This window comes from Saccharothrix espanaensis DSM 44229 (assembly GCF_000328705.1).
Taxonomy (GTDB): Bacteria; Actinomycetota; Actinomycetes; order Mycobacteriales; family Pseudonocardiaceae; genus Actinosynnema; species Actinosynnema espanaense.
On sequence record NC_019673.1, the window covers coordinates 7,200,418 to 7,224,876 of the forward strand.

The window sequence follows — 24,459 nt, forward strand, 5'->3', positions numbered from 1 at the left end:
CGTCCGGGCCCCGCCCCACCCCGGGGACCACACCGACCGGCACCACTCCTGTCGGCACCACTCCTGTCGGCCCCGCTCCTGTCGGCCCCGCTCCGCACTCCATCCCTCCTCTCAAGGGGACACCCATGACCATCTCGGCCTTTGGGCTGCGCAAAAGCTTCGGCGACCACGTCGTGCTCGACGGCATCGACCTGGACGTGCCGGAGGGCGCGGTCTTCTCCCTGCTCGGCCCGAACGGGGCCGGCAAGACCACCGCCGTGCAGATCCTGTCCACGCTGATCACCGCCGACACCGGGGAGGTGACCATCTGCGGGCACGACCTGCACCGCGACCCGGACGGCGTGCGCTCGGTGATCGGCGTGACCGGCCAGTTCTCCGCCGTCGACGGCCTGCTGACCGGCGAGGAGAACCTGCGGCTGATGGCCGACCTGCGGCACCTGCCGCGCACCGAGGGCCGGCGGGTCGTGCGCGGGCTGCTGTCCCGGTTCGACCTGGCGGACGCGGCGGACAGGCCCGCGTCCACCTACTCCGGCGGGATGCGCCGCCGGCTGGACCTGGCGATGACCCTGGTCGGCGGGCCCCGGGTGATCTTCCTGGACGAGCCGACCACCGGCCTGGACCCGCGCAGCCGGCACGGCCTGTGGCAGATCATCCGGGAACTGGTCGCCGGCGAGGGCGTGACGATCTTCCTCACCACCCAGTACCTGGAGGAGGCCGACCAGCTCGCTGACCGGATCGCCGTGCTCGACGGCGGGAAGCTGGTCGCCGAGGGCACCTCCGACGAGCTCAAGAAGCTGGTGCCGGGCGGGCACGTGAGCTTGCGGTTCGGCGACCTGCGCTCGCTGGACGCGGCGGCCCGCGCGCTGCCCGTGACGAGCCGGGACGACGACGCGCTGACGTTGCAGGTGCCCGGCGACGGCGGTGTGCGGTCGCTGCGCGCGCTGCTGGACGTGCTGGACCGGGCCGACGTCGAGCCCGACGAGCTGACCGTGCACACCCCCGACCTCGACGACGTGTTCTTCGCCCTGACCGGGCGGCCGACCCTGGAGGAGTCCGCGCGATGAGCGCCCACACCCTGTCCGACTCGGCGACCATGCTGCGCCGGGACTTCAAGCACCTCCAGCGCTACCCGGTGATGGCCATCAGCGGCCTGCTGATGCCGGTGTTCATGATGCTGCTGTTCGTCTACGTGTTCGGCAGCGCGATGGTGAGCACCGTCGGCGGCGGCGCGTACGTCGACTACCTGGTGCCGGGCATCCTGGTGATGGCCGTCGGCGCGGGGTCGGCCGGCACCGCCATCAACGTCAACGTCGACATGACCGAGGGGATCATCGCCCGGTTCCGGACCATGGCGATCAGCCGGGTGTCGGTGCTGACCGGGCAGGTCGTCGGCAGCATGATCCGCACGGTGGTGACGCTGGCGCTGGTGGTGGCCGTGGCGCTGCTGATCGGGTTCCGGCCGCAGGCGTCGGTCGGCGGGTGGCTGCTGGCGGCCGGCGTGCTGCTGATGCTCACGCTGGCGCTGACCTGGCTGGCCGTCGCGGGCGGCCTGGCGGCCAAGAAGCCCGAGGGCGCGAACGGGTTCTCGCTGCCGTTCCAGTTCCTGCCGTTCCTCAGCAGCGCGTTCACCCCCACCGACTCGATGGCGCCGGGGCTGGCGTGGTTCGCCGAGCACCAGCCGTTCACGCCGATCATCGACACGCTGCGCGCCGTGCTCTCCGGGACGCCGGTTGGCGACAGCGCGTGGTGGGCCGTCGGGTGGTGCGCGCTGGGCACCGCGATCGGCTACGCGCAGGCGCGCAAGCTGTACAACCGCGATCCGGCGCGGTGATCAGTCCGAAAATCCGGTGATCGCGTGAATTTCCGGTTCCGGGCACTACGGATCTCGTGGGCCGGGTCGCCGGCGACCCGTCGGCCCGGTCCGCGCTGGTGTTGGGCCTGTGCGGGCTCGCGGTGATCGTGTTCTGGAAGAAGGCCCCGGCGCGGCTGCGGCACGTCCCGGGCCCGCTCGCGGCGGTGGTCGTGGTGGCGGCGCTGGCCGCGTCCACCCAGGCCGACGTCCGCAAGCTGTCGGTGGGGGCGCTGGTCGACGCGGTGTCGCTGCCCACGGCGGAGTCGGCGACCGCGCTGCTCACCCCGCACGCCCTGGGCACGGCGCTGGTGTTCGCGCTGATCGCGTCGGCCGAGAGCCTGTTCGGCGCGTCGGCCGTCGACCGGATGCACACCGCCCGCTGTGGCGGCAGGACCGGGGCGAGGCGGTGGTGCTGGTGCTGACCGCGGTCGCGATCGTCGCCACCGACCTGCTGGAGGGCGTGCTGATCGGCTTGGTCGCCGCGCTGGTCAAGCTCGCCTGGCAGGTCTCGCGCCTGCGAGTCGAGGTCGACCGGACGCCCGCCGGGACCCTCGTCCGGCTGCACGGCGGCGCGACCTTCCTCGGGATCCCGAAGCTGCGGACGGCGCTCGACGCCCTGCCCCCGGGCGACGTCCGGCTCGACCTGTCCGCGCTCACCCACCTCGACCGCACCAGCCGCGGCGCGGTCGAGGAATGGGCACGTCAGCGCCGGGAGGAGGGCGCGAACGCCAGTGTGGACCCGCCGCCGGGCGCGGCTGAGTCCTTCGCGGACACCGGGGCTCGGTGACCACGCCACGTCGGTGCCCGGCGAGACCGAGGGGCGCGGGGTCCTCCCACCCCGCGCCCCTCCCGCGTGACCCCGATCCGGGCCGGCGACAAGCAGCAGGGCGCGGCACTCGCGTCCGGAAGGCCACCCCGACACCACCGAACCTGCCGACCGCGGTCGTCCGTTGTGGACCGGCCCCGGCCAACCGCCCTGACCAGCCGCTGCGGGTGCCGCCGGACTACGGTGTCCCCGTGGATCCGCGTGAGGACGAAGAGGACGACTTCGACCCCGAAGAGGAAGACTTCGAGGAGGACGAGGAAGAAGAGGACGAGGACGACCTGTTCGGCGTGACCTCGGAACCGCGCACCATCTGCCACCTGTGCGGCGGGGCCGGATTCGTGGCCCACCCGACTTCGGCCGTGATCGGCGGTGCGCCCCGGACCGTGGACAACGGCCGCGAGTGCCCCCACTGCCACGGCGCGCGCAAGTTCCCCGGCCTCGTCCCCCCCGTCTGACCGCGCCCGCACCTGCCTGACCGCACTCGACGGACGTCCGCCGGGGCCGGAGCCGGGCGACGCGGCTGCCGGCGGGCTCGACCGGGTCGGGTGGCGGGAGCGCCGGGCACGCGTGCTGCCCGGCGTCGGCCGGGCTAGGCGTTCTGGGCGGCGTTCGCGGCGTCCTCGGCCGCCCGGCGGTCGGTGTCGGCCTGCTGCTTCTCGAACGACCGGGGCGACAGACCCAGCCACGCCACGACCAGCGCCCCGACCTGGATCACGGCCGCCATCACGTAGACCGCCCGCAGCCCGAACCCGGCGGCGATCAGGCCGCCCGCCAGCGCGCCCAGCGGTGTCAGCCCCCAGGCCAGCGCCCGGTGGCTGGTCAGCACCCGGCCGAGCAGGCCGGGCGGGGTGAACCGCTGCCGGCTGGACTGCGAGCAGACGTTCCACACCATGACGATCGCGGCGTCGGCGAACATCACCAGCGCGATGGCGACGGGCCACGGCGGCAGCACCGCGATCAGCAGGTGGCAGGTCACCATGCCGACCTGGGAGATGCGCATCGACCACGCGTAGCCGAGCCGCGCCACGACCCGCCGCACCACGAACGACGACGCCACCCAGCCGACCGCCATGCAGGTCATCATCACGCCGTAGCCGACCGCGCCCAGGCCCAGGATCTCGTGCACGTACAGCACGAACATCGACATGTACGCGCTCGCCGCGAACGACCCGACCGCGACCGCGACCGTGATCGACAGCAGCAGCGGCGTGCCGACCAGGAACTTGAGCCCGTCGGCGATGTCGCGCAGCGGATGCTTGCGCGACGGGGTCACCGACCGGGCCGGGATGCCCCGGCTGACCAGCAGCGCGACCAGCGCGGCCAGCAGGGCGAGCCACGGCGGCATCCCGAAGCCGAAGCCGACCAGGAACCCGGCCGTGGGCGGCACGACGAACTGCACCACGCCCCGGTCGATGAGCATCAGCCTGGTGTTGGCCGCCGCGAACTCGGCGGGCTCCACCACCTCGGGCACCAGCGCGCCGCTGGCCCCGTCGCCGAGCACCTGCGCGGACGTCACGACGAACGCCAGCACCAGCACCAACGGCAGGTTGATCGCGTCCATCAGACCCGCGACGGCGAACACCGCCGCCGCGCACGCCTGCACCCCGTAAGCGAACCCGAGCACGGTCGTGCGCCGCACCCGGTCGATCAGGACTCCCGCGAACAGCGAGAACAGCAACCACGGCGACTGGCCGACGATGTTGACCAGCGACACCTCCCGAGGATCCGTCGTGATCGACACCGCCACCAACGGCAACGTCGTCAGCATCACGCCCTCGGCCACCGAACCGGACACCGCTGCGGCTTGGAGCCGCACCCACCCCCTTGACATGGGACCACCCTGTCAAGGTCCGCGACGGACACGAACGTTTTAGCCAGAGCTCAAACCGGGGTCCGGAGCGGGCTCGTGGCGGGACTAGACTGGCCACGACCCGGACGACCCCCAACCCCTGCGGGACAAGGCATGGCCCTGCGCTTCACGGTCTCCCCGCTGTGGGAGACGATCGCCGCGCTGCGGGTGCTGGCCGACCCCGGCTGCTACCCGGTGCACCGGCGCTGGATCGCCGAGGTCGAGCCCCGGCTGGCCGCGCTCGGACCGGACCCGACGCTGCTCACCACCCTGGTCACCCGGCCGGTGATCCCGGAGTTCCTGATCCCGACGCCGGGCGTGCGCACGATCGGCATCGAGGACGAGCTCAAGTTCCTGCCCCGGGTGGCCAAGCCCGCCCGGGTGGCGGCGGCGCTGCCCGACCAGTCGCGCTTCCGGCCGCTGGCCGAGGATTTGAAGGGCACCCTGACCACGATCTGCGAGCGGATCGGCCTGGTGCACGAGGCGATCATCGCCCCGGTCTGGCCGCGCCTGGAGGGCGTGCTGCAGGGCGACGTGGAGCGGCGCGGCCGGCGGATGGTCGAGGCGGGCGGCCAGGCCGTGCTGGCCGAACTGCACCCCGACGTCGCCTACGACGACCAGAACGTGACCGTGCGGCGGCAGCGGACCGCCATCGGCCAGCGGGACCTGGTGCTCGTCCCGTCGGCGTTCACCTGGCCGGACGTCTACCTGCGGGACAGCCCGGTGCGGCTGGCGCTGTGCTACCCGGCGCACGGCTTCGGCTCGCTGTGGGAGCCGTCCGCCGCGCCCACCGGCAACGCCCTGGCCCGGCTGGTCGGTGCGACCCGCGCCCGCCTGCTGCACGAGATCGAACGCCCCAGCACGGTGTCCGAACTGGCGGGCCGGCTCGGGGTCACGGTCGGCGCGGTGTCGCAGCACTTGGGCGTGCTGCGGGCGGCCGGCCTCGCGGTGAGCCGGCGGGAGGGGCGCGAGGTGGTGTCGCTGAGCACCGACCTCGGTCAGGCCCTCGCACGCGGGGAAGTACGGTAGTCCGACGTGGAGGTCTTGTCCGAGTCCGAGTGGACCGCGCGCCGCGAACGGCACCGGGCCCGCGTCCGCGCGTGGACGCTGCCGCACCACGAGCGCAAGGCGCGCGGCGAGAAGCACCCGGTGCTGGACTTCCTCTTCTCCTACTACAGCCACCGGCCGTCGCGGATGGAGCGCTGGCACCCCGGGCCGGGGGTGGTGCTGGCGGGCGACGCCGAGGAGTACCTGCGGTGGCCCGCGTACAAGCGGGTCGAGCAGGGCGTGACGCTCGACGTCGAGGCGTTCGCGGCGGAACGGGCCGCGACGATCGCGTTCACCCACCGCCTGCTCACCGCCACCGCGTCGCGCGCCCCGCGCCTGGGCTGCTTCGGGCTGCACGAGTGGGCGATGGTCTACCGGACCGACAGCGTGCGGCACGACTCGTGGCCGCTGCGGCTCGGGCACGACGGCACGGACGCCGTGGTGGAGGCGCAGAACGTGCAGTGCAGCCACTTCGACGCGTTCCGCTTCTTCACGCCGCCGGCGCGTCCGCACAACGCGTTGCAGCCCACCCGGGAGACCCAGGTCCACCTGGAGCAGCCGGGCTGCCTGCACGTCTCGATGGATCTTTTCAAGTGGTCGTACAAGCTCGACCCGGCGACGCCGTCGGAGCTGATGGCGGACTGCTTCGACCTGGCGCTGCGGGTCCGCGAGCTGGACATGCGGGCCAGTCCCTACGACCTGTCCGCGCTCGGCTACCCGCCGGTGCCGATCGAGACGCCCGAAGGGCGGGCCGAGTACGTGCGTCGGCAGAGCGCGTTCGCGGCGGCGGCGGCACCCCTGCGAGCCGCGTTGATCGAGGTCACGGGGACGCTGCTCGGGGCACCCGTCACCTCCGCGTGACACACCGTGACTTCACCCGTTCCGCAGACTTCACCTGTTAGCGTGACGCCGGTCGGGATTCGCCAGCCGTAGTCGGCCGCTGAAAGGGAAGACGATGTCTCGACACCGCGCGCTGCGGACCAAGGTGCGGCGCGGTATAGCCAAGTGGCCGGTCGCGATCGTCGGCGTGGTCGTCCTCCTGGTTCTCGGGTACTTCGCCTACACGTGGGTCGCCGGCATCGTGGACCAGCGCGCCGCCGCCCAGGCGGGTGACTGCCGACAGGGTGATGCCTCCCTCCGGGTCGCCGCGACGCCCAGCGTCGCCGACGCGGTCCGCCAGGCCGCCGAGTCGTGGAGCCGCGGCCGCCCGGTCGTCTACGACCACTGCATCCGGGTCGAGGTGCAGTCGATCCACTCCGACGTCGTGCTGCAGAGCCTCACCCAGGGCTGGGACGAGGCCGCGCTCGGCGCGCGACCGCACGCCTGGGTCACCGACTCGATGCTGTGGGCCAACCGGCTCGGCGCGCAGAACCGGGCGCTGCTCGGCGCGCAGCCGGTGTCCATCGCGGCCAGCCCGGTGCTGCTGGCGCTGCCCCAGGAGGGCGCGCAGGCGGTGCAGGCCGGTGTCGGGTTCCGCTGGACCGACCTGCCCGAGGTGACCTCGGCGGCGGGCGGCTGGGGCCGGTTCGGCAAGCCCGAGTGGGGCGACTTCAAGGTGGCCATGCCCGACCCGGCGACCAACGCGGCCACCGCGATGGTGATCCAGTCGGCGCTGGCGGGCGCGAGCCCCGACGGCAAGGGCCCGGTGACCACCGAGATGCTGGCGCTCGACCCGGTGAAGGCGACCCTGGGCCGGCTCACCGCGTCCAAGCCGGAGCAGGCGCCCCCGACCACGTGGGGCGCGCTGTCGCAGCTGGCGGACAAGCCGGGCGCGAACGCGTCCGGGTTCAGCGCGGTGCCGGTGTTCGAGGTGGACCTGTTCCGGCACAACACCGGCAAGGACAGCGGGACCGCGCCGCTGCAACCCCTCTACGGGGTGGCGGCCGGCGGCCCGTCCCCGGTCGCGGACTTCCCGTTCGTGCCGCTGGCCGGCGACTGGGTGGGCGAGGCGCAGGTGCGCGCGGCCCAGGAGTTCCGGGAGTTCCTGCTGGCCCCCGAGCAGCAGAGGACGTTGGCGGGCGCGGGGCTGCGGGTGGACACCACCACCGAGCGGCCCAAGCCCTCGCCGGGCATCCGGTGGGCGACCATGACCGACAAGCTGGTGCCCGCCGACGCCACCACCGCGCAGCAGATCTCCGCCGCGTGGGCGACGGCCGACAACGGCCAGTCGGTGACCGTGCTGGTGGACGTGTCGAAGTCGATGGAGGAGCCCGGCGGCGACGGCAAGTCGCGGATGGCGTGGGTGAAGGACGCACTGTCCGGCCAGGTGAACCGGTCGGTGTCGGGCGCGCTGGGCCTGTGGGAGTTCTCCCGCGCGCTCGACGGCGAGAAGCCCTACCGGCAGCTGGTCGCGACCGGGCCGGTGGTCGGGCAGAAGCAGCAGCTGCTCGACGGCGTGGCCGGGCTGCGCCCGCAGAGCGCGACCCAGTTGTACAGCAGCGTGGCGGCGCTCTACGAGAAGACGCTGGCCGAGTACCAGCCGGGCAAGCGCAACCGGATCATCGTGCTGACCGACGGCGCCAACGACGGCGGGCTGACCTTCGCGCAGCTCAAGACCGAGCTGGCGCGGCTGAAGCAGGACGGCAAGGACATCGCGATCAGCGTCCTGGCGATCGGCCCGGACCCGGAGCGCCAGCCGCTGGGCGAGCTGACCCGGACCAGCGGCGGCACGCTGTCGGTCGTGGACGACGGGCGCGGCGTGGACGCCGCCCTGGCCCAGCTCCTGTCCGCCTAGCCCGGCCGTCGCTCGGGCACGCGACCCCGGAACGTGTGCCGGGCCGTTGAGACCTCACTGCCACGTTGACCACAGGGCAAGTCACGATCTCGATGGCGATCGACGCCGGTTGCTCCTCGAACGATCACGGGACCACCGCTCGCCACACCTTCGATCGGTCTCGCTTCGACGGCTGTCTCCGCAAGGCCGACGCGCCACGTTCCCGTGCGACCGCGGCTCAGAAAGTCCGAGTCCCTGATGTCCGCCTAGCCCGGCGGGTCGCACTGGCCCGGCTCGCCGGACCGCAGTCGCACGTGGTCGCCCACGGCGTCGTCGACGGCCGAGGCCAGCACCGCGTCGAGCAGGTCCGGGAAGCGGGCGGCGAGGTCGTCGCGGCGCAGGCGGATGAAGCAGCGGGTGCCCTCGTTGCGGCTGGACGTCACGCCCGCCGCGCGCAGGGTGCGCAGGTGGTGGCTGAGGGTCGACTTGGCCACCGGGGCGTCGAACTCGCCGAAGTTGCGTTCCACGCCGTCCGCCAGCAGCCGCACCAGGCCGACCCGCAGCGGGTCGCTGAGGGCGGCCATCACCTCGGTCAGCCGGAGTTGGTCGACGGGTGGGTCGACGTCCTGGTGGCGCACCCTGACCAGGTTACTCGTTCGATGTGTTGCGAACATCGAACGAGATTGGCTAGATTGTTCGATGTTAGGCGAACATCGAACAACTTGGGGTGGACATGGAACTCTCCGGACAGGTCGCGCTCGTCACCGGCAGCACGTCGGGGATCGGCCGCGCGGCGGCCCGACTGCTCGCCGCCGACGGCGCGGAGGTCGTCGTGACCGGGCGCGACGCCGCCCGCGGGGCGGAGACCGTCGCCGAGATCGAGGCCGACGGCGGACGGGCCCGGTTCGTGGCCGTCGACCTCGCCGACGTAACGTCCGTGCGCCGCCTGGCCGACGCGGCGGGCGAGGTGGACGTACTGGTCAACAACGCCGGCATCTTCCCGTTCGCACCCACCCTGGAGCAGGACCCGGCGGGCTACGAGAAGCTGTTCGACGTCAACGTGCGCGCGCTGTTCTTCCTGACCGCCGCGATCGTGCCGGCGATGATCGCCAAGGGCGCGGGGGCCATCGTGAACGTGTCCTCCAACATCACCGGGCTGGGCGTGCCGGGCGGTGCCGTGTACAGCGCGACCAAGGGTGCGGTGGAGGCGCTCACCCGCACCTGGGCCGTCGAGTTCGGCGGGCACGGGGTGCGGGTGAACACCGTCTCGCCCGGACCGACCCTCACCGAGACCGTCAAGGCCACCACGGCCGAGATCGCCGAGCAGCAGGGCAAGGTCAGCGCGCTGGGCCGGGCCGCCGCGCCCCAGGAGATCGCCGAAGCCGTGCGCTACCTGGCCTCGCCGCGCGCGACCTACGTGACCGGCGCGACGCTCGTGGTCGACGGCGGCCGGCTGATCGTCTGACCCGCACCGGCCGCAGGTGGTCGAGGGGTGCGGCCGGACGGCGTGCGGGGTGACGCCGGCACGTCGTCCGGGCCTGGTCGGGTCGCAGTCGGGCTCAGCAGCACCCGGGCCGCTTCAGCCCGTCCCCGGTACCGCACGCGCAGCCGCCGCCTGCCCCACACCGCGTCCGCGATCCCCACCAGGAACGGCATCTCCTTGGCCTGCCGGAACCACCCCGAGGCGTCGAGGTGGACCCGCTCGCGGATCCGCCCGGCCCGCGACCGCAGCTCCGGTGGCAGCGCGGCGAGCAGCCGGTAGCCGCCCGCGCGACTGGAGCAGCAGGAGCCGCGAGAGCAACCGACTGGCACGCATGGCCGATTGTCCCCCGCCACCTGACATGACCTGTCAGGTCCGACGCCCCCGGCCGTCACATCACCGATCAGCGCCCGAAGGCGTCCGCTCGTGAATTGCACCGGCCTGTGCGACAGGTCGGAACAGATCCCGAAAAGGTATTGCGCGGGGGTCTGCCGTCGGGCATTCTTGGGCTACACCACGGAGAAGCGGGGAGTGCGGAGATGGCCGGCAAGTGGCAGCAGGGAGCGCAGCGCCGGCACGGCGCGATGACCTGTACCCGCCAGGGCCTGCTCGGCCTGCTGTGCTGCCAACAGCGACTGCTGCTGCTTCTGAGCTGCGCGGACTCCCTACCGTGACGTAGACGTCGTCACCAGGCCGGGAGCCGCCCATCGGGAGACCGATCCGGGCGGCTTCGTCGTTTCCGGCCACGACGACACATTCAGCCTCGGAGCGGACCCACCCCCGTCGAACGGCCTGCACCCGTTCCCCGGAGCGCTCGACCACATTCCGCTCACCCATTTACGGCCATTTCGGAATGGCCTTGTTCGAGCACGCCACGAACCATTTCATTGCGGCTTTAGCCCAACTGGTAGAGGCACCTGGCCGAGATCCAGCACAGTCGGGGTTCGACTCCCCGAAGCCGCACGCCCCCATAGCCCAACGGTAGAGGCAACGCGCTCAGAACGCGTCCAGTCCAGGTTCGAATCCCGGTGGGGGCACGCCCGACAGCACGATGCCCGTTGGTCCAGCACGGCACGGACGCCGCGCTCTGAACGCGGAGACCGAGGTTCGAATCCTCGACGGGCAGCACCCGACCGCCGAGGCGGTCACTCGCGCGTGGCCCGGTGGCTGGCTGGAGCTCATATCTCCGGTGCGCCTGGTTCGACCCCAGGACGCGCGACCAGGCACGGCACCCGCCATGCCCCGGGCCCACGTCACGACGGTCGTGAGGCGGCCTGCAAAGCCGTCGATCCCGGGTTCGACTCCCGGGTGGGCCTCCACCGTGAACGGCCCGGACCGCTCTGCCCGCTACCCCACGATCACCCGATCGAGACGTCGATTCGACGTCTCTGAAGGGTAATGTGGAGCTATGACCACCCCAGCCCCCTGGCCGATCGTGAGCCGCGACAAGCTGGTCCGCGCCTACCACCATGGGAGCGAGGCCGGCGGCGAGGCACCGTTCCGCACGCTGCGCAGGCAGAAGTGCGTGACGGCGGGCGTCGCCGTGCCGCAGCGCAGGGGTGGCCGCTTGGGGGGCCAAGTCCGGTTCTTCAGCAGGCTCAACGTCATGGCGGCGTCCTTGGTCCGGAGGGGTCTGCTCGACGAAGCGCGGATGGTCGCGACCCGCGCCCTCGAACTGGAGGACAGCGAGCCGTTCCGGGCACTGCGGGACCTGCTCGCCTCGCGGCCCACCGAGGAGGTCCGGGCGATCATCGCCGGCCGGCGGCCGGCGGCCGAGAGCCAGGCGGTGATCGTCGAGGCGGCGATCGCCACCGGCCGGGCCGAAGAGCTGCTGAAGCCGTCCTTCGCGGAGAAGGAACTCGCACGGATGCTCGCCGGCCACGTCACCTCGGTCTCCGACCACGTCGTGCTGATCAGCGACCCGTCCGGCATCGACACCGTCGTACCCCGGTGGCTCGCGGACGGCGCGCTGCGAGCCGAGGTCGGCGATCCGGTGATCGTCCGGACGGTGCAGTTGTCGGGCGACCAGGCCATGGTCGAGGTGACACCGGGCATCGACCTGGAACCGGTGCCGTACTCACCGTTCGACCGCGCCGACCACCGCACCGCCGCGATCACCCCGGCGGACCTCGACCGGATCGCGGGCCCGGCACCCACCCTGCACATCCCTGTGCCCGTGGTGATCGGGGGGCAGAGTGTCGGCGACTGACCCGCACTGGGCGCGTGTCCTGGGTGCCGGTGGTGATCGGGATGTGGATTGTCCGTGATCGAGCCATGTCGGGTGCACGCCCCCGGTGCGGTGGTGATCGGCGGATGACGGATGTCGAGTGGCGGCTCCGGGTTGCCGGAGCAGCGGATGCGGACCTGGTGGCGGCGTTCCGGTGCGCGTCGGACGATCGGACCTGGCAGGTCCAGGTCGAGCGGTTCGTAAGGTCGAACCTGCTCGACTGGGCGTCGGATCCCCGGGCGGCCTCGGACGACCCTCGTGCGCTGCTGCTCCTGGTCGCCGATGAACTCGTCGGCGTCGCCGCCCACGAGAAGGCCGTGCTCACCGCCGCCGGCGGCTGCCGGGTCAGTGCGACGAAGCTCCAAGTCGCCGCGTTGGCAGAACCCTGGCAGGGCAAGTGCTTCGCCGCCGGGGACCGGGCGAGCGACGTGCTGATGTCCGCGGTGCTGACGGACGTCCGGCACCGCCGACCGCCCCGGCACAGCCACGTCTTCGCCGTGGTCCACGAAGAGAACCACCGCAGCCTCGCCCTCCTGGCGCGCTACGGCCTGACCGAGGACCTCAGCCGGCCTCACCCGCGCTACCGCCGGGTGATCACCTCAGCGCGACGACCAGAGCGGGACCCAGCCCGGGACCCAGCCCGGGAGGCGCCCCGCCGCTGATCGTGACACCGACGCTCCTCACCAGCCCGGAGGCCACAGGCAGCACGGCAGGTCGGACTCGGCCGGCGGCACGGCAGGCCGGGCTCGATCGGCGGGATCGCCGCAGGTCGGGCTCGATCGACGGGATGGCACCGGTCGGTGGCGACGGCCCGGCAAGCACCTCGGCCACGAAACAGCGCGCGCCGGCAGGCGGGAGGCCTGCCGGCGCGCGCCGGGTAGTACGGCCGTCAGCCGCCGTAAGCGGAGACCGGGGGGCAGGAGCAGACCAGGTTTCGGTCGCCCTTCGCGCCGTCGATGCGGCGGACCGGGGGCCAGATCTTCGGGGCCGCGGTGCCCGCCGGGAAGACCGCCACCTCGCGGCTGTACGGGTGGTTCCACGCGCCGGTCACCGACGCCGCCGTGTGCGGTGCGTTGCGCAGCGGGTTGTCGTCGGCCGGCCACTCGCCCGAGCCGACCCGGTCGATCTCGGCCTTGATCGCGATCATCGCGTCGATGAACCGGTCGATCTCGGCCAGGTCCTCGGACTCGGTCGGCTCCACCATCAGCGTTCCCGCCACCGGGAACGACATGGTCGGCGCGTGCAGGCCGTAGTCGGCCAGCCGCTTGGCCACGTCGTCCACGGTCACGCCGGTCGCCTTGGTGATCGACCGCAGGTCCAGGATGCACTCGTGGGCCACGAAACCGCCCTCGCCGGTGTAGAGCACCGGGAAGTGCTCGTCCAGCCGCCGCGCCACGTAGTTGGCCGCCGCGACCGCCGTCAGCGTCGCCCGGCGCAGGCCGTCGCCGCCCATCATCCGCACGTACGCCCACGAGATCGGCAGGATCGACGCCGAACCCCACGGCGCGGCGCTGATCGGGCCGACCCCGGTCGCCGGGCCCGCGGCCGGCTGCAACGGGTGGTTGGGCAGGAACGGCGCGAGGTGCGAGCGCACGCCGATCGGGCCGACGCCGGGGCCGCCGCCGCCGTGCGGGATGCAGAACGTCTTGTGCAGGTTCAGGTGCGACACGTCCGAGCCGAACTTGCCGTACTGGGCCAGGCCGATCAGCGCGTTGAGGTTCGCGCCGTCGACGTACACCTGGCCGCCGGCCTCGTGCACCAGGCCGCACACCTCGCGCACGGTGTCCTCGTACACGCCGTGCGTGGACGGGTAGGTGATCATGATCGCGGCCAGGTCGTCGCGGTGCGCGTCGACCGTCTCGCGCAGGTGGCCCAGGTCGACGTTGCCCTTGTCGTCGCACTTCACCACGACCACGCGCATGCCGGCCATCACGGCGGACGCGGCGTTGGTGCCGTGCGCGGAGGACGGGATCAGGCACACGTCGCGGTGCGCGTCGCCGTTGGCCCGGTGGTAGGCGCGGATCGCCAGCAGGCCCGCGAACTCGCCCTGGCTGCCCGCGTTGGGCTGCAACGACACCGCGTCGTAGCCGGTGACCTCGGCCAGCCACGCCTCCAGGTCCTTGACCACGGACAGCAGGCCGTCGGCGTCGGCGGCCGGCGCGAACGGGTGCAGCTCGGCGAACTCGGGCCAGGTGATGGCCTCCATCTCGGCCGTGGCGTTGAGCTTCATGGTGCACGAGCCGAGCGGGATCATGCTGCGGTCCAGCGCGACGTCCTTGTCCGACAGCGACCGCAGGTAGCGCAGCAGCGCGGTCTCCGAGCGGTGCGCGTGGAACACCGGGTGGGTCAGGTAGTCGCTGGTGCGGCGCAGGTCGGCGGGGATGCCGTCGGCGGTGTCGGCGTCCAGGGCGTCGACGTCGGACACGGTCACGCCGAACGCCTGCCACACGGCGACCAGGTCTTCACGGGTCGTCGTCTCGTCGCAGGCGATCGACACCGTGTCGGCGTCCACCTGCCACAGGTTCACGCCCAGCTCGCGGGCGGCGGCGACGATCGCGGCGGCCCGACCCTCCACACGCGCCTGCACGGTGTCGAAGAACTCGCCGTGCACGACCTCGATCGCGCCTTCGCACAGGCCGGCGGCCAGCACGGTCGCCATCCGGTGCGCGCGGGTCGCGATCCCGCGCAGGCCCTCCGGGCCGTGGTAGACCGCGTACATGGACGCGATCACGGCGAGCAGCACCTGCGCGGTGCAGATGTTGCTGGTCGCCTTCTCGCGGCGGATGTGCTGCTCACGGGTCTGCAGCGCGAGCCGGTAGGCGCGGTTGCCGTCGGCGTCGACCGACACGCCGACCAGCCGGCCGGGGAGCTGGCGCTCCAGGCCGGCGCGGACGGCCATGAACCCGGCGTGCGGGCCGCCGAAGCCCATCGGCACGCCGAAGCGCTGGGTGGTGCCGACCACGACGTCCGCGCCGATCTCGCCGGGCGGGCGCAGCAGGGTCAGCGCGAGCAGGTCGGCGGCCACCACGGCCTGCGCGCCGGCCGCGTGGATCTCGGCGATCAGCGCCTCCTGGTCGCGCACGACGCCGGACGCGCCGGGGTAGGACAGCAGCACGCCGAAGTAGTCGCCGCCCAGGCCCAGGCCCTCCAGGCCCTGCGACAGGTCGGCGGTGACGATCTCGATGCCCAGCGGCTCGGCCCGGGTCTCGATGACGGCCAGCGTCTGCGGCAGCGTGTCCTCGTCCACCACGAACTTGGCGGACTTGCTCTTGCCGGCGCGGCGGACCAGGGTCATCGCCTCGGCGGCGGCGGTGGACTCGTCCAGCATCGAGGAGTTGGCCAGCGCCAGGCCGGTCAGGTCGGCCACGACGGTCTGGAAGTTCAGCAGCGCCTCCAGCCGGCCCTGCGAGATCTCCGGCTGGTAGGGCGTGTAGGCGGTGTACCAGGCCGGGCTCTCCAGCACGTTGCGGCGGATCACCGGCGGGGTGGTGGTGCCGTAGTAGCCCAGGCCGATCATCTGCTTGAGCGGCCGGTTGCGGGCGGCCAGGGCGCGCAGTTCGGCCAGTGCCTCGGTCTCGGTGGCGGGCGCGGGCAGGTCCAGCACCAGCTCGCGCTCCCGGATCGACTCGGGCACCGCGCGCTGCGCGAGTTCCTCCAGCGAGCCGACGCCGATCACGTCGAGCATGCGGGCCAGCTCGGCCGGCCGCGGGCCGACGTGCCGGTCGGCGAAGGGGGTGCCGTGCTCGAGAGCGGCGAGGGGGATGCGGTCCTGCGTCATAGCTGCGCCTCCGGGGCTACGGGCACACTTCTGCCGTTGCCCTCCCCCTCTGTCTTCTGCCCGTCCGGGCGCCTGAGAGCTTCACCCGGCCCGTCAGCGGGCCGGGCTTGCACCGTCGGCGGGGTCGGCGAACCGACCCGCTTTCCAGAGGCGTCTCACCCGCGCGGTCCTTGCGCCTGAGAGGTTCCGGGGAGGATTTGCTCCTTCGGCGCCGAGACGTGCTCGGACTCTCCCGCGCGGGATAAAGCGACTACCCGCGAATGGTACCCGGACCAGGGCCGGAGCCCGTAACGGACGCGACGTGGATCTCAGCCGGTCGCCCGGGTCCGCCGGCGGCGGGACAGCTCGTCGTTCGGGGCCTGCTCGATCTCCAGCCCGTCCGCCCGCTCGGCGGGGAACTCGTGGATCGTGCCGCTGATCTCCCGCATCGCCCCGCTGACCGCGATCCCGAACACGCCCTGGCCGCCTTGGAGCAGGTCCACGACCTCTTCCGGCGAGGTGCACTCGTAGACCGTCGTGCCGTCGCTGAACAGCGTGATCCGCGCCAGGTCCTGCACGCCGCGGCGGCGCAGGTGGTCGACCGCGACCCGGATGTTCTGCAACGAAACCCCGGTGTCCAGCAGCCGCTTGACCACCTTGAGCACCAGGATGTCCTTGAACGAGTACAGCCGCTGGCTGCCCGAGCCCTGGGCACTCCTTATGGTCGGGTTGACCAGTCCGGTGCGGGCCCAGTAGTCGAGCTGCCGGTAGGTGATGCCCGCGATCTGGCACGCGGCCGGGCCGCGGTAGCCCACGAGTTCATCCGGGAGCGAGGAGTCCGGGAACAGCTCACCCTGTTCGCCGAATCCGGCCCGGATGGCTTCCTCGACCACGCCTGCCTCCCCTCGGTCCGGCCACGACAGCCGGCGACCAACGTGAAGCCGCCGCGGTGCCGAATCACACCGTGGCAATTCACCTGAGTTCGACGGTAAGACCGGCTAGGGGGCAGGTCAACGCGACGCGCTGAGCGTGTCGCAGCTCAACCTCAAGTTGAGGTTGAGAGAGTCGCCTGTCGTAAGCCATTCGGGTGACGTTTAGTGATCGTTTAGCCGATCACCGCTGACGTTGGGTAATCCGGAGGTGTGACACCGGGGGGTGGCACGCGGGGTTGATCCACAACTCACCGCACACACCCACGAGGGGCCGACCCGACTCGCGGCCGGGCCACCGGCCCCTCGTGGCCCACCCCGGCACACGAACCGACGAAGACCCACTCACAGCCCGCCACCGAACGCTCGGCGTGCGCTGCGCGGACCCGTCCCGCGACCTGACGGCAACCCCTCCGGGACACCCCGGCACCGGTCCGACACCAGCCTGACGCCGATTTGGAGTCGCGGACGACCCGCGCCCGGCGGCGCGTACGACGACGCCGGCCACCGCCCGTCCCGGACGGCTCCGGGCGCGATCGGGAGGTCCGCAGACGCGGTCGGGCGACGACCGGACGGCCTGGAGAGCGCGAAAGCCCGGAGCGGTCGCTCCGGGCCGGGGCGTCCGACCTCGCGGTCGGGCACTGGGCGTGCGGCCGCCCTCGGGCGGCGTGGGCTCAGGTGTCCGCGCCGCGGAAGTCCTCCGGCGAAACCGAGTCGAGGAACTCGCGGAACTTCTCGACCTCGTCCTCCTGCTCGTCCGGGATGATCAGGCCGGCCTCGGCCAGCACCGACTCCTCGGCGTGGATCGGCACGCCGATCCGCAGCGCCAGCGCCACCGAGTCGCTCGGCCGCGCGGACACCCGGACGTCACCGTCGAACACCAGTTCCGCGAAGTACGTGCCCTCCTGCAGGTCGGTGATCCGGACCTGTTCGAGGTTGCGGCCCAGTGCCCCGATGACGTCCTTGAGCAGGTCGTGGGTCAGCGGGCGGGCGGGGCGCACGCCCTGTTGTTCCAGGGCGATGGCGGTGGCCTCCACCGAGCCGATCCAGATCGGCAGGTAGCGCTCACCCTCGGTTTCGCGCAGCAGCAGGATCGGCTGGTTGGCGGGCAGTTCCACCCGCACGCCGACGACGCGCATCTCGCTCATCGGGTATCGCCTCCCTCAGCGCGCTGAAATTCTGGCGTCCCCGCTATGCAACGAGGATCCCCCACCTACTCTTTCGACGCTACCCGCCAAGCGGGCCTTGTGCGCAACCACCCGGTATCCCGGATCACTATTCGGACACGGGTTCACCTGGGGGAAACGCGACCACCTGCGACGTCGCGCAGCCCGGACTTCACCAGGAGTGTGTGCAGCGTTACCGAAAGCGCCGCCAACTCGCGGACGACTTCGTCGGCACGCCCGCGAGCGCGCGGGTCGCGGTGCCGGTAGAGGGGGGCCACGATCTGCTCGACCAGGCCGACCTCGCGGTCGGCCGCCGCCCGGAACGCCTGCAGGTGGCGCGGTTCCAGGCCGAACTCGGTCATCGCGCGCACGGTGGTGGCGACCTGCGCGGCTTCCTGGTCGTAGAACCCGGCCGGGCCGGGCCGGACCAGGCCCTGCTGCTCCAGCTCCGCCAGCAGCGCCCCGTCCAGCCCGGAGCGGGCGAGCAGGTCCTCCCGGGTCATCCGGTGCGGGGACCCGCCGGCGAGCTGCTCGGCGGCGGGCGTGCCGTCGACCGCGCGCAGCACCCGTCCCGAGGTGCCCGCGTCGGCCGCGTCCAGGTGCTCCTTGATGACCTTCAGGGGCAGGTAGCGGTCGCGCTGGGCCGCCAGGACGTACCGCAGCCGCTCGACGTCGGCCGTGGTGAACTGGCGGTACCCCGAGGCGGTGCGTGCCGGGCGGACCAGACCCTCCGACTCCAGGAAACGGATCTTGGAGATCGTGACGTCGGGGAACTCCGATCGCAACTGCGCGAGGACCGCGCCGATGCTCGACCCCCCGCGCTGTGGCCGCCCGGCCGCCGTCACTGCGCCCCCTGACCCCCGGCGCCCGGACCGGTCAGGAACACGAGGCGGAACTTGCCGATCTGCACCTCGTCGCCGTTGGCGAGGACCGCCTGGTCGACGGGCTCGCGGTTGACGTAGGTGCCGTTGAGGCTGCCCACGTCGATGACCACGAACTCGCCGCCTTCACGGCGGAACTCGGCGTGCCGGCGCGAGACCGTCACGTCGTCGAGGAAGATGTCGCTGTCGGGGTGCCGGCCCGCGCTGGTGGTGTCCCGGTCCAGCAGGAACCGCGACCCCGCGTTCGGGCCGCGCTTGACCACGAGCAGGGCGGACCCCGCCGGCAGCGCGTCGACACCGGCGACGGCCGGTTCCTGCGCGGGTGCCTCGGCACCCTCAACTTCGGCGAGGAAGTCGGCCCGGAAAACGGAGGTCCGCTCCGGGGACTGCTCCGGCGGAACGCCTGGCCCGTCGTTCGTGCTCACCTGAGCTCTCCTCCTGCTGCTGGAACCGTCGAGACCGCTAGAACCTATCGTGCCCGAACCCTGGTCCGAGGAGCGGCTCCCCCAGCGACCGAAGATCCGGCGGAAGATCGACGTCACCCCTGTGCCGCCAGCTCCTGGTACGCGGCGGCGTCGAGCAGGTCCTCCACCGCGGCGGGGTCCTCCAGCCGCAGCTCCACCAGCCAACCCTCGCCGTACGGGTCGGAGTTGACCAGGTCGGGCTGCTGGTCCAGCGAGTCGTTGCGGGTCACGACCTCGCCCGCGAGGGGCGCGTAGATGTCGGACACGCTCTTGGTGGACTCCACCTCACCGAGCGTCTGACCCGCGGCCACCTGCTCCCCGAGTTCCGGGAGCTGGACGAACACGACTTCGCCGAGCTGCTCTTGGGCGTAGTCGGTGATGCCGACGCGCACGGTGTCGTCACCGGTGCGCAACACCCACTCGTGCTCCTCGGTGTACTTGAGCTCCTCGGGAATCACCGCGGTGTGCTCCTTCATGACGGTGGATCTTCGCTGCCGGATCTTCCCACGACCCGTTCAGGCGGGTACGACCCCCGGCGGTCGACGTAGGGCGAGGGAGAACTGGTACACGTACAAGGCCCCCGACCACAAGTAGAGCGCACCGCCCCACGCCATGAACGCGTAGGCCACCGGCCGGGCGATCAGGGCCGCGGTCGACGTGCCCTGGGCGAGCAGCAGCATGGGGAAGGCGTAGAGCAGGTTGAAGGTCGCGCCCTTGCCCAGGTAGCTGACCTCGAACGGCCCGTAGCCGCGGTGGCGCAGCACCGGCAGGCACGCGCCCACGACGAGTTCCCGGCCGACCAGGACCGCCGCCACCCACCACGGCACGATGTCGCGCACGACGAACGCGACCAGCGTGGCCAGGATGTAGAGCCGGTCGGCGGCCGGGTCGAGCACCGCCCCGAGCCTGCTCATCTGGTCCAGCCAGCGGGCGAGCTTGCCGTCCAGCCAGTCCGACAGGCCCGCGGCGACCAGGACCACCACCGCCCAGCCGTCCGCCTGCGGGCCGAGCAGCAGGTAAAGGAACAGCGGCACGCCGAGCAGCCGGAGCACGCTGAGCGCGTTCGGGATGGTCAGCCACCGGTCTGCGGGGTCGTGCGGCACACCGGAACTGTAGAGCCGGCGGCGGGGACCGGGCACGGCACGGGGTGCCCTCGGCGCGGCGGACGACCCGAATCGGTGACCGTGCGTGAGGAGGGGTGACCGAGCCTCGGACTCTGGGGGACCCGGCGCGCCGTCAGCACGGGGAGTCCGAGGGTTCGGTGGGGCGGGTGGTCCGCTTCGCGGTCAGTGCGACCGGGTGCGGCTCCAGCCTCGCCGTTGCAACTGCTCGCCGCTGAGGGCCTGCGGGCGGCCCCGGTCGTCAACGCCGACCCAGCGGGCTCGGAAACCTTCGAGCACGTAGGCGTGACCCTTGCTCCAGACCACGCTGCACGGGGCTGTGGGCAGCGATCCCGCGCCGGTGGAGACAGCGCGCGCCGCCCTGCGCTTCGCGGGCTCGGACTCGGTTTCCGTTCTGGTGCTCATCGTCGATCCCTCCGTACGGGGTGTCGCCCACGACGGTCGCGGCGTTATCCCCTGCCCAGGATTGTGCGGGAACTGTGGCGTCCGCCACCCCTGATTATCGGTAAGTCTCGCTGATCGGGCGGTTCGGTCGCCGAGTTGCGCGACACCCTTCTCCCCAGGTGTAGCCCGCCGGCCCGGGATCGAACCGTTCACCGTGCGTCATCCGCCGCCGGACGAGCGTCCGACTACACTGGGGCTGATCAAGACGCCATCTGCCCGCTTGTGGTGCCCCGATGGGCTCCGTACGGTGGTTGGCGCAGCGGTTGAGCCAACAGCCGCGCCGGGGAAGCTCCGGTTTACGGGCCACAAGTGTCGCCACGCTGCATGTACGTGCTCGGCGCCTGCCGCACGCCTGGGCTTCCCTCCCCTAGCAGTGATCAGTGAAGAGGAGTCCTCGTGACGGTGCAGGATCCGAACGTCGTGGCGACGAGCGGAGCCGGGTCCGCCGCGGATGGCACGCGTACCGCGCGGGTGGTCCGCTCGGTGGACCAGCCGGTGGACGGCGTGGCGGTCGTGGCCGTCGGCGGTGAGATCGACATGCTGACCGCCCCCGAGTTGCGCGCGGACGTGCTCGGCAGATTGGACGACGGCGACACCCTGGTGCTCGACATGTCCGCGGTGAGCTTCCTCGGCTCGGCCGGGCTGGCCGTGCTGGTGGAGGCGTCTCAGCACGCGCAGCGGCGCGGCACCGCGTTCCGCGTGGTCGCGGTGGAGCGGGCGGTGATCCGGCCGCTGGCCGCGACCGGTCTCGGTGAGGTGTTCAGCGTGCACGGCTCGGTGGCCGAGGCGCTGGCGGCGGTGCGGGCGGGCGGCGGACCGTCGGCGGGCTAGCGTGCGCCACCAGGTCCACGACCTGGTCCACGCCGGCCGCGACCAGCGCGGTGTGCGCGGGACCGCGTTCCGGTGCGCGCACCACCACCCGGTTCCCGGCGGCCGACGCCGCCTCGGCGATGCCCCGCAGGCTCCGGACGACCCCCTCGACCCGGGTCCCGAGGCCGCGCAGGTCGACCACGATCGGCACGGACCCGCCCCGGGCGGCGGTCAGGATGCGCCGCCGCACGGCGGGTCCGTCGCGCGCGGGCACGTCCCCGAGCACGACTACCTCGACCCAGCCGCTCCGTTCGACCACCAGCACCTGGTCGGTCGACGCGGGCCGGAACGTGCCGCGGGTGGTGTGCCGGGCGGCCAGCACGAGGGTGACCGAGGTGCCGTCGGCCGACCGGTCCAGCTGGACCTCGTCGACGTTCTCCCGCATCAGCAGCAGGCCGCGGCCGCGGTCGGACAGCGCGACCGGCGGCACCCGCCAGGCGCCGCAGTCGGCCACCACCACCCGCAGCCGGCCGTCCGGCCGGACCTCGGCGGCGACCCGGACCCGGCCGGGCTCGCCGGGCGGGTAGGCGTGCTCGACGGCGTTGCTCATCGCCTCGTTGACCGCGATGACCAGGTCGTACCGGTCGTCGTCGGGCAGCCCGACGGTGCGCAGCCACGCGTCGAGCCGGACGCGAACCTCCGCGAGGCGCGTGGCGATGGCGGGGAACTCCACCCCCCAGTGGCGGTTCGCGAGTCTTTCGCTCAAGAGGCCTCCCAGTCACGCAACCACGAGTCTTCCCAGTACGTGCGGGCCTTACACGTGTGAGGACCGGCGCTATCGGGTACCGATAGCTTCAGCACCATCGAGACAGAACGGACGATGAGGTGAGCGTGTCGCACACGGAGCCGCAGGGCGGCGAGTCTGATGACCCCTTGGCCGGGGTGGAGTTGCGGATGGCGGCCGATCCCACGCAGCTGTCGATCGTCCGTGCGGTGGCGGCCGACATCGCCATGCGCCAGGACTACGACCTGGATGCGATCGAGGACCTGAAGCTGGCGGTGGACGAGGCGTGCTCCACGCTGATCTCGCTGGCGGCGCCGAGCGCGGTGCTCAGCGCCAGGTTCGTGGTGGCCGGTGGTGCGGTCCAGGTGTTCACCACGGTCGGTTCGAAGCGGTCCGCACCGCCGGACCGGGACAGCTTCGGCTGGCGGGTGCTCAGCGCGCTGGTCGACTCGGTCACGACCTGGGTGGCCCCCCGGTCCGACGCCTACGAAGTGCACATCGACCTGGTCAAGCGGTCGCAGGGGACGGCGTGACGGCGTCCGAAAACGGGGGCACGACACGTTCGCAGGGGGACTACGACCACCTCGCTCCGCTGTTCGTCCGGCTCGCCGCGACGGAGAGGGGCACGGCGGAGCGCGAGCGGTTGCGCGACGAACTGGTCACCGAGCACCTGCCGGTGGCCAAGCACATCGCGCGGCGCTTCGGCCACCGCGGCGAGCCCTACGACGACCTGGTGCAGGTGGCCACGGTCGGCCTGATCAACGCCGTGGACCGGTTCGACCCGGAGCGCGGCAGCGACTTCCTGTCCTTCGCGGTGCCGACGATCATGGGCGAGGTGCGGAAGTACTTCCGCGACTCGAGCTGGTCGGTCCGGATGCCGCGCCGGCTCAAGGAGCTGCACCTGGCGATCAACGCCGGGTCGTCGCGGCTGTCCCAGCAGCTGGGGCGCGCGCCGACGCCGTCGGAGCTGGCCGAGCACCTGGGGTTGTCGCGCGACGAGATCCACGAGGGTCTGGCGGCGGGCAACGCCTACCACTCGGCGTCGCTGGACGACCTGCTGACCGCCGACGAGAGCTCCATCTCACTGGGCAGCACGCTCGGCGAGGAGGACCCGGAGATCGAGGCGATCGAGCAGCGGGAGGCGCTGCACCCGCTGTTGGAAAAGCTGCCGGAGCGGGAGCGCAAGATCGTCGTGATGCGGTTCTTCGGCAACATGACGCAGACCCAGATCGCGCAGAAGGTCGGGATCTCGCAGATGCACGTGTCACGACTGCTGGCCAAGACGCTGCGGCAACTCCGCGACCACTTGACCGAGTGAACGAGTGAACGAGTAGCGCAGCACGCACACGCGGGGCCGGTCGGACATCCGACCGGCCCCGCGTTCGCGTTGTCACGGGCCGGCGCCCAGGGGGTGTCGCCGGCCACGTGTCGCGGCCCGTCCAGGCAGGGGGTCGCCGGACGGGCGGTCGGCTCAGGCAGCCGTGTGCCGGCGCTCGGTCGTGTGCTGACGCTCGGTCGTGTGCCGGCGCTGGGCCGCGATCAGGCGGCGGCGCTCGTCCTCGCCCATGCCGCCCCAGACGCCGTAGGGCTCCTGGGCGGCCAGCGCGTGCCGGCGGCACTCCAGCAGCACCGGGCAGCGCCCGCAGAGCTGCTTGGCCCGGTCCTCGCGGGCCGCGCGGGCCGAGCCGCGCTCGTTGTCCGGGTGGAAGAAGACCGCGCTGTCACGGCCTCGGCAGAGCCCTTCCTTCTGCCAGTCCCAGACGTCGGTGACTGGCTTGGGCAGGCGCGCGGTGCTGGTCATGACGGACGTACCCCCTGCTGGAGTCGTTTCAGGTGCGATCAAGACGTACCCCAGCGGCACCGGAGAAAACGTGACGTGCCCGATCGGGTTACCCCTTCTCCTCCTGCGCCAGCCGCTCGTCCAACGTCTCGCCTTCGCGCTGCTCGCGGGCGGTGGTGCGGCCGTCGGCTGCGGTCCAGTGGTCCGGCGGCTCGTACTCCAGCGGATCGGCGTCCAGCTCGTCTTCGTCCAGTTGTTCGATCTCGTCCAACGGCTGTTCGTCGGGGTCGGTCACGACAGCTCTCCTCCCGGTCGGCGCATTCGGACCA

Annotated in this window: 28 protein-coding genes, 4 tRNA genes and 1 riboswitch; of the genes, 18 read left to right on the forward strand and 14 right to left on the reverse strand. The window is 72.2% G+C overall.

The features are described from left to right. Nucleotides 1–125: 125 nt before the first annotated feature. The 5 genes from BN6_RS31110 to BN6_RS31130 all read left to right on the forward strand — a co-directional run bounded on the left by BN6_RS31110 (nt 126) and on the right by BN6_RS31130 (nt 3,133). Nucleotides 126–1,064 carry an ATP-binding cassette domain-containing protein gene (locus BN6_RS31110; protein WP_015103815.1) on the forward strand — a complete coding sequence of 313 codons (939 nt, stop codon included), beginning with the start codon at nt 126–128 and terminating at the stop codon, nt 1,062–1,064. Further along, entirely contained in the window at nt 1,061–1,831 is a 771-nt protein-coding gene (locus tag BN6_RS31115) for an ABC transporter permease (RefSeq protein WP_015103816.1), read from the forward strand. The genes BN6_RS31110 and BN6_RS31115 overlap by 4 nt, the downstream gene beginning before the upstream one ends. A gap of 56 nt (nt 1,832–1,887) precedes the next feature. Next, nucleotides 1,888–2,274: a SulP family inorganic anion transporter gene (locus BN6_RS47090; protein ID WP_015103817.1), complete on the forward strand. Its 387-nt coding sequence runs from the start codon at nt 1,888–1,890 to the stop codon at nt 2,272–2,274. Next, nucleotides 2,268–2,639, forward strand: a complete 372-nt coding sequence (locus BN6_RS47095) for an STAS domain-containing protein (RefSeq protein ID WP_158509468.1) — start codon at nt 2,268–2,270, stop codon at nt 2,637–2,639. Before BN6_RS47090 ends, BN6_RS47095 begins: the two co-directional genes overlap by 7 nt. Before the next feature lie 230 nt (nt 2,640–2,869). Beyond that, nucleotides 2,870–3,133 (forward strand): hypothetical protein, encoded by a 264-nt coding sequence (locus BN6_RS31130; RefSeq protein WP_148303097.1) that lies wholly within the window; start codon nt 2,870–2,872, stop codon nt 3,131–3,133. 134 nt (nt 3,134–3,267) lie between these two features. Here BN6_RS31130 and BN6_RS31135 read toward each other — a convergent pair whose 3' ends face one another. Next, nucleotides 3,268–4,509, reverse strand: coding sequence for an MFS transporter (locus BN6_RS31135; protein ID WP_015103820.1), 1,242 nt, complete (start codon nt 4,507–4,509; stop codon nt 3,268–3,270). A 132-nt stretch (nt 4,510–4,641) separates the two neighbouring features. Between BN6_RS31135 and BN6_RS31140 the strand changes: the two genes are divergently transcribed. The 3 genes from BN6_RS31140 (at nt 4,642) to BN6_RS31150 (ending at nt 8,308) form a co-directional block, all read left to right on the forward strand. Then, nucleotides 4,642–5,556 carry an ArsR/SmtB family transcription factor gene (locus tag BN6_RS31140; RefSeq protein WP_015103821.1) on the forward strand — a complete coding sequence of 305 codons (915 nt, stop codon included), beginning with the start codon at nt 4,642–4,644 and terminating at the stop codon, nt 5,554–5,556. Between the two features lie 6 nt (nt 5,557–5,562). Further along, complete coding sequence (locus BN6_RS31145; protein ID WP_015103822.1) at nt 5,563–6,435, forward strand: hypothetical protein; 873 nt, start codon at nt 5,563–5,565, stop codon at nt 6,433–6,435. A 94-nt stretch (nt 6,436–6,529) separates the two neighbouring features. Further along, nucleotides 6,530–8,308, forward strand: coding sequence for a substrate-binding domain-containing protein (locus BN6_RS31150; RefSeq protein ID WP_015103823.1), 1,779 nt, complete (start codon nt 6,530–6,532; stop codon nt 8,306–8,308). A gap of 245 nt (nt 8,309–8,553) precedes the next feature. Here BN6_RS31150 and BN6_RS31155 read toward each other — a convergent pair whose 3' ends face one another. Then, nucleotides 8,554–8,925 (reverse strand): ArsR/SmtB family transcription factor, encoded by a 372-nt coding sequence (locus BN6_RS31155; RefSeq protein WP_331712611.1) that lies wholly within the window; start codon nt 8,923–8,925, stop codon nt 8,554–8,556. A 95-nt stretch (nt 8,926–9,020) separates the two neighbouring features. On the opposite strand from BN6_RS31155, the gene BN6_RS31160 reads away from it, so the two are divergent. Further along, on the forward strand, nt 9,021–9,752 hold the full coding sequence (locus BN6_RS31160) for an SDR family NAD(P)-dependent oxidoreductase (protein ID WP_015103825.1): 732 nt from the start codon (nt 9,021–9,023) through the stop codon (nt 9,750–9,752). On the opposite strand, the gene BN6_RS46150 is transcribed toward BN6_RS31160, so the two are convergent. Further along, a complete protein-coding gene (locus tag BN6_RS46150; protein WP_148303098.1) occupies nt 9,701–10,099 on the reverse strand; it encodes a hypothetical protein in 399 nt (132 codons plus the stop codon). The two genes, BN6_RS31160 and BN6_RS46150, sit on opposite strands and share 52 nt — an antisense overlap. 557 nt (nt 10,100–10,656) lie before the next feature. Here BN6_RS46150 and BN6_RS31165 point away from each other — a divergent pair. The 6 genes from BN6_RS31165 to BN6_RS31190 all read left to right on the forward strand — a co-directional run bounded on the left by BN6_RS31165 (nt 10,657) and on the right by BN6_RS31190 (nt 12,656). Next, a tRNA-Leu gene (locus BN6_RS31165) sits at nt 10,657–10,730 on the forward strand. A 1-nt stretch (nt 10,731) separates the two neighbouring features. Further along, nucleotides 10,732–10,804: transfer RNA gene (locus BN6_RS31170), tRNA-Leu, on the forward strand. Nucleotides 10,805–10,819: 15 nt separating this feature from the next. Next, a tRNA-Gln gene (locus BN6_RS31175) sits at nt 10,820–10,893 on the forward strand. Nucleotides 10,894–11,012: 119 nt separating this feature from the next. Next, nucleotides 11,013–11,086: transfer RNA gene (locus tag BN6_RS31180), tRNA-Cys, on the forward strand. An 89-nt stretch (nt 11,087–11,175) separates the two neighbouring features. After that, nucleotides 11,176–11,976: a hypothetical protein gene (locus BN6_RS31185; RefSeq protein ID WP_015103826.1), complete on the forward strand. Its 801-nt coding sequence runs from the start codon at nt 11,176–11,178 to the stop codon at nt 11,974–11,976. A 104-nt stretch (nt 11,977–12,080) separates the two neighbouring features. Then, a complete protein-coding gene (locus BN6_RS31190; protein WP_148303099.1) occupies nt 12,081–12,656 on the forward strand; it encodes a hypothetical protein in 576 nt (191 codons plus the stop codon). Nucleotides 12,657–12,883: 227 nt separating this feature from the next. On the opposite strand, the gene gcvP is transcribed toward BN6_RS31190, so the two are convergent. The 8 genes from gcvP to BN6_RS44495 all read right to left on the reverse strand — a co-directional run bounded on the left by gcvP (nt 12,884) and on the right by BN6_RS44495 (nt 20,717). Next, nucleotides 12,884–15,772 carry an aminomethyl-transferring glycine dehydrogenase gene (gene gcvP, locus BN6_RS31195; RefSeq protein WP_015103828.1) on the reverse strand — a complete coding sequence of 963 codons (2,889 nt, stop codon included), beginning with the start codon at nt 15,770–15,772 and terminating at the stop codon, nt 12,884–12,886. Nucleotides 15,773–15,926: 154 nt separating this feature from the next. Next, nucleotides 15,927–16,017: riboswitch (glycine riboswitch) on the reverse strand. A gap of 63 nt (nt 16,018–16,080) precedes the next feature. Continuing rightward, nucleotides 16,081–16,644 carry a MerR family transcriptional regulator gene (locus tag BN6_RS31200; RefSeq protein ID WP_015103829.1) on the reverse strand — a complete coding sequence of 188 codons (564 nt, stop codon included), beginning with the start codon at nt 16,642–16,644 and terminating at the stop codon, nt 16,081–16,083. 710 nt (nt 16,645–17,354) lie between these two features. After that, nucleotides 17,355–17,828, reverse strand: coding sequence for a bifunctional nuclease family protein (locus tag BN6_RS31205; RefSeq protein WP_015103830.1), 474 nt, complete (start codon nt 17,826–17,828; stop codon nt 17,355–17,357). Between the two features lie 143 nt (nt 17,829–17,971). Next, entirely contained in the window at nt 17,972–18,691 is a 720-nt protein-coding gene (gene ftsR / locus BN6_RS31210; RefSeq protein ID WP_015103831.1) for a transcriptional regulator FtsR, read from the reverse strand. After that, nucleotides 18,688–19,152 (reverse strand): glycogen accumulation regulator GarA, encoded by a 465-nt coding sequence (gene garA, locus BN6_RS31215; RefSeq protein ID WP_015103832.1) that lies wholly within the window; start codon nt 19,150–19,152, stop codon nt 18,688–18,690. The genes ftsR and garA overlap by 4 nt, the downstream gene beginning before the upstream one ends. 113 nt (nt 19,153–19,265) lie before the next feature. Continuing rightward, the gene (gene gcvH, locus BN6_RS31220) at nt 19,266–19,667 is read right to left on the reverse strand and encodes a glycine cleavage system protein GcvH (protein ID WP_041314688.1); all 402 of its coding nucleotides are present in this window, start codon (nt 19,665–19,667) and stop codon (nt 19,266–19,268) included. 39 nt (nt 19,668–19,706) lie between these two features. Next, nucleotides 19,707–20,294: a CDP-alcohol phosphatidyltransferase family protein gene (locus tag BN6_RS31225; protein WP_041314691.1), complete on the reverse strand. Its 588-nt coding sequence runs from the start codon at nt 20,292–20,294 to the stop codon at nt 19,707–19,709. A 183-nt stretch (nt 20,295–20,477) separates the two neighbouring features. Beyond that, nucleotides 20,478–20,717, reverse strand: a complete 240-nt coding sequence (locus BN6_RS44495) for a hypothetical protein (RefSeq protein WP_015103835.1) — start codon at nt 20,715–20,717, stop codon at nt 20,478–20,480. 435 nt (nt 20,718–21,152) lie between these two features. On the opposite strand from BN6_RS44495, the gene BN6_RS31230 reads away from it, so the two are divergent. Next, nucleotides 21,153–21,587, forward strand: coding sequence for an STAS domain-containing protein (locus tag BN6_RS31230; RefSeq protein WP_015103837.1), 435 nt, complete (start codon nt 21,153–21,155; stop codon nt 21,585–21,587). On the opposite strand, the gene BN6_RS31235 is transcribed toward BN6_RS31230, so the two are convergent. After that, the gene (locus BN6_RS31235; protein WP_015103838.1) at nt 21,517–22,332 is read right to left on the reverse strand and encodes an ATP-binding protein; all 816 of its coding nucleotides are present in this window, start codon (nt 22,330–22,332) and stop codon (nt 21,517–21,519) included. The genes BN6_RS31230 and BN6_RS31235 overlap by 71 nt on opposite strands. A 125-nt stretch (nt 22,333–22,457) precedes the next feature. Between BN6_RS31235 and BN6_RS31240 the strand changes: the two genes are divergently transcribed. After that, nucleotides 22,458–22,883 (forward strand): ATP-binding protein, encoded by a 426-nt coding sequence (locus BN6_RS31240; protein WP_041318740.1) that lies wholly within the window; start codon nt 22,458–22,460, stop codon nt 22,881–22,883. Next, the gene (locus tag BN6_RS31245) at nt 22,880–23,668 is read left to right on the forward strand and encodes a SigB/SigF/SigG family RNA polymerase sigma factor (RefSeq protein WP_015103840.1); all 789 of its coding nucleotides are present in this window, start codon (nt 22,880–22,882) and stop codon (nt 23,666–23,668) included. The genes BN6_RS31240 and BN6_RS31245 overlap by 4 nt, the downstream gene beginning before the upstream one ends. Before the next feature lie 153 nt (nt 23,669–23,821). On the opposite strand, the gene BN6_RS31250 is transcribed toward BN6_RS31245, so the two are convergent. Continuing rightward, nucleotides 23,822–24,151 carry a WhiB family transcriptional regulator gene (locus BN6_RS31250; protein ID WP_015103841.1) on the reverse strand — a complete coding sequence of 110 codons (330 nt, stop codon included), beginning with the start codon at nt 24,149–24,151 and terminating at the stop codon, nt 23,822–23,824. Between the two features lie 88 nt (nt 24,152–24,239). Then, nucleotides 24,240–24,425, reverse strand: a complete 186-nt coding sequence (locus BN6_RS31255) for a hypothetical protein (protein ID WP_041314696.1) — start codon at nt 24,423–24,425, stop codon at nt 24,240–24,242. Nucleotides 24,426–24,459: the final 34 nt, after the last annotated feature.